Below are 3601 nucleotides of genomic sequence, written 5' to 3' on the forward strand. Positions count from 1 at the left end.
CGGCCAGTTGCGGGGAACCGGCCGGATGCCGGACATAGCGTCCGGGCCCGAAAGGGCGCTGACGTGGGCAGGTGAGCCTTTGAACGCCGAGGCCGAGAGCCTTTCGAACCGAGGGGCAAGTTGGACACCATTACGGTGAACGGACCCGAGGGCATTCTCGACTGGGACACCATCGACTGGCGGACCCATGAGCAGAACGTAGTGAGGCTGCGGCGCAGGATCTTCAAGGCGACGCGGGAACAGGACTGGGCCACGGTCCGGTCCTTGCAGAAGATGATGCTGAGGTCCTGGTCGAACACGCTGGTCAGCGTCCGCCAGGTCACCCAGCGCAATACCGGGCGCCGGACGGCCGGGATCGACGGCGAGGTCGTTCTGACCTCGCAGGCCAGGGCGGAGGCAGCGGTGCACGTGCACCAAACCCGAGTGTCCTGGGATCCGCTGCCGGTCCGGCGCGTGCACATTCCCAAGGCCAATGGAAAGCTCCGCCCGCTCGACATTCCAGTGATCATGGATCGGTGTCACCAGGCACGGGTCCGTCACGCATTGGAGCCGGAATGGGAAGCCCAGTTCGAGCCTAGATCGTATGGGTTCAGGCCGGGCCGAAGCTGCGCTGATGCGATCGACACCTTGTTCGTCACCCTTCGCGGCCCTCGGGCCAACCGGGTGTGGATCTTAGATGCCGATCTGTCGGCCGCGTTTGACAACATCAACCACGAACAGCTCCTCGACGCGCTCGGCGGGTTCCCCGCCAGGGACCTCATCGCGCGCTGGCTGAAGGCCGGGGTGGTCGAGGGCGAGATGTTCACGCCCACTGACGAGGGTTCGCCCCAGGGCGGTGTGATCAGTCCGTTGTTGATGAACGTGGCACTCCATGGGCTGGAGGAGGCCGCAGGGGTCCGTTACCGCATGACCGGTGTGACGGCCGGTCGGGCGCGGGAGGGGACTCCGGTTCTGGTGAGGTATGCCGATGACCTGGTGGTCTGCTGCTACTCCGAGCAGGAAGCCTACCGGGTCAAGAAACGGCTGGCCCAGTGGCTGGAGCCGCGAGGACTGATCTTCAACGAGGACAAGACGAAGGTCATCCACGCCGGCGAAGGCTTTGACTTCCTGGGTTTCAGCGTTCGCCGCTACTCCAACGGCAAGCTGCTGATCAAACCAAGCCGGGACGCGGTCAAGCGTATTCGCAAGAGGCTCACCGACGAGACGCACAGGATGCGGGGCTCCTCGGTGAGGGAGCTGATCTCCAGGCTCAACCCCATCATCCGGGGCTGGGCCGCCTACTACCGGGGTGTGGTGGCCGCTCAGATCTTCAACGAGCTGGACCACCACGTGTGGTGGCTCACCTGGCGGTGGGCCGTCCGCCAACATCCCAACAAGTCGAAGAAGTGGATCAAACGCCGCTACTTCGGCAAGCACAACCGGTTCCGGGACGACCACTGGGTGTTCGGCGAACGGGTCGGCGATCACGCCCGTTACCTGGTCTAGTTCTCCTGGACACCGATCGTCCGGCACCAGCTCGTCCGGCCCGGAGCGTCCCCCGACGACCCGGACCTGATCGAATACTGGGCCAAGCGGCGCAGAAAGGTCACGCCCCCACTGGACGACTACAACCTCGCCCTGCTGACCAAGCAGGACGGGCGTTGCCCGCTCTGCGGGGAGCACCTTCTGACCGCCGACCAGCCGCCACAGTCCCCGAACCAGTGGGAACGCTGGTGGCTGGGTGTTGCTCGGCGGGCGATTGCCGCCGACTATCTCACCCACGAGCGGCACGGCACACCGGACGGCAAGCGAACACGCATGGTGCACACCTCCTGCTACCGCAGCCTCCGGGCACGCAACCGCAGGAGACCGGCCACATTCTCACCCGCCGAGCCCTCGGGGCTTGCTTGAGCCGAGGTGCGGGGAAAGCCCGCTCGCCCGGTTCTGAGGGGGCGGCGGCACGGCAACGTGCCGCCGCTACCCGACAGTGCAGCGATCAAGCCGTGAGGGAGTATCCGTCCTGGTAGTCGCTCTGGTGGACACGTTCGTGTTGCCGGGCGAGGTGAAAATGCCAGTACTTCTCAAGGTGACCGTTCGCGATCAGAGCGCGGAGTTTCAGCACCGCTTCTGCTCCGGCCAGACCCCAGCGTGCCCCGGCCAGGTCGAATCTGTCTGCGATCAGATGACGGCACGCCCCCTCTATCACGCCGGTCGCGATCGGCCATCCCGCTTCGAGCACCTGGTCGCAGCGCAGGTGCTCGAAGTTGTTGGTCAGGTAGCGGATGCAGGCGTCGATGCCGTCGCGGCGCTGCGCGCCAGCTGTGGTGGCCTGCGCGGTTAGCGCGGTGATGACGTGGCCGGTGTGCCCGGCCAGCAGGGCAAGGGCGTGGCCGGCGACCCAGTCCTCCGCTGCCGGAGCCGCGGGCAGATGCAGGCTCCAGGCGGCGGGCCAGCCAGTGCACGGCGGGTGGTGGAGTACGGCAGTGCGGGCCCGAACAGCGTCGCCGGGGGCTTGCAGTCGTTGCCTCCAGCGGGCTGCGTGCGCAGCAAACGGTCGCTACGGCCAGGCAGGCGAGCACGTGCGTGCGGTCGCGCCAAGTGACGGCCTGCCCGTCCGGCCACAGTCCGGCCAGTTCCTCGGTCAGCCTCACCCGGTCAGCGATCTTGTGCAGGAGCACTGCTCCCGCATGGCCAGCCAGTCCTCTTCCATCGGCCGTGACAGACAACCGCCTGTCCCGTGCAGCTGAGCGCTCGACATACTCCCGCAGGACAATTTCTTGTCGGCGAGCATCACTGGCTGAAAACAAGCGGCAATTGGCAGGAAGGCGGCTCCACTTTCAGCCGGGAGTATGACAGAATTATCAGTTGTTTTATGGCTCGGATTACGATATCCGTTAAAGTGTTGTTCTCGGCGGGAGTTCCATCGAAACAGTACGGTCCTCGAATTGCAGCACGAGTTCTGCGTTTAGTGCGCCGGCTAGACCGAGCGAGATTCCCTTGAGATGCATGCGAGGGCTTGCCTGAGCCAGTCATATCCCATGCGATGAGGATGAAATCATCGGCGAGCATCTTGAATCGATCGGCTCACTATCGCTCTTAAGAATGACAGGCCGACGAGCTAGCGGATAGCCGCAGGAGAATATTCATCAAGAACGAGAGTGTCCGGCTAGGTCCGTTTCTATGGGATCTATTCACCCTTATCTATTTGCCTTGTGGGACGATTCGATAGTCCCTGCGGAGTGTCGCGTCTTTATTGCCTCCAAGTAATGTGGCGTTATCTAGCATTAAAGTACGAAAGGTACGTACTACAGAGGCTGAAAGTCTGAGGTAACACGGCGTGGTTGCGTGCTCATGGCGGGGCTGGGGAGTATGCCGGTGGGATGCGTTATCCGGATGGTGGTGGTCTGAGCCCGGCGGCGCGAGCCAAGCGTGAACGGGTCCGCTTGGAGGCCGCCGGGTTGTTCGCCGCGGGCATGTCGCCGCCTGCGGTGGCCAAGCGTCTGCGGGTCTCCCGCAAGTCGGCCTATGTCTGGCACAAGGTCTGGCGCACGGCAGGGGCCGAGGCGCTGGAGTCGAAAGGACCGGGTGGGCAGCGCTGCCGGCTCAGCGATGCGCAAGTGGA

General features: G+C 64.3%; 3 protein-coding genes. All 3 read left to right on the top strand.

Going from position 1 to position 3601, the window contains the following annotated elements; genetic code table 11:
• The first annotated feature begins 120 nt into the window (after window positions 1-120).
• Window positions 121-1485 (top strand): group II intron reverse transcriptase/maturase, encoded by a 1365-nt coding sequence (ltrA, locus tag ACTWPW_RS63350; RefSeq protein WP_443174909.1) that lies wholly within the window; start codon window positions 121-123, stop codon window positions 1483-1485.
• A gap of 529 nt (window positions 1486-2014) precedes the next feature.
• Window positions 2015-2320 carry a hypothetical protein gene (locus tag ACTWPW_RS63355; RefSeq protein WP_443174910.1) on the top strand — a complete coding sequence of 102 codons (306 nt, stop codon included), beginning with the start codon at window positions 2015-2017 and terminating at the stop codon, window positions 2318-2320.
• Between the two features lie 1039 nt (window positions 2321-3359).
• Window positions 3360-3601: helix-turn-helix domain-containing protein (locus ACTWPW_RS63360; protein WP_443174911.1), on the top strand; the 242-nt coding region annotated here is incomplete at its 3' end.

The organism is Nonomuraea sp. KM90, assembly GCF_052246675.1.
In the GTDB taxonomy this organism is placed as follows: Bacteria; Actinomycetota; Actinomycetes; order Streptosporangiales; family Streptosporangiaceae; genus Nonomuraea.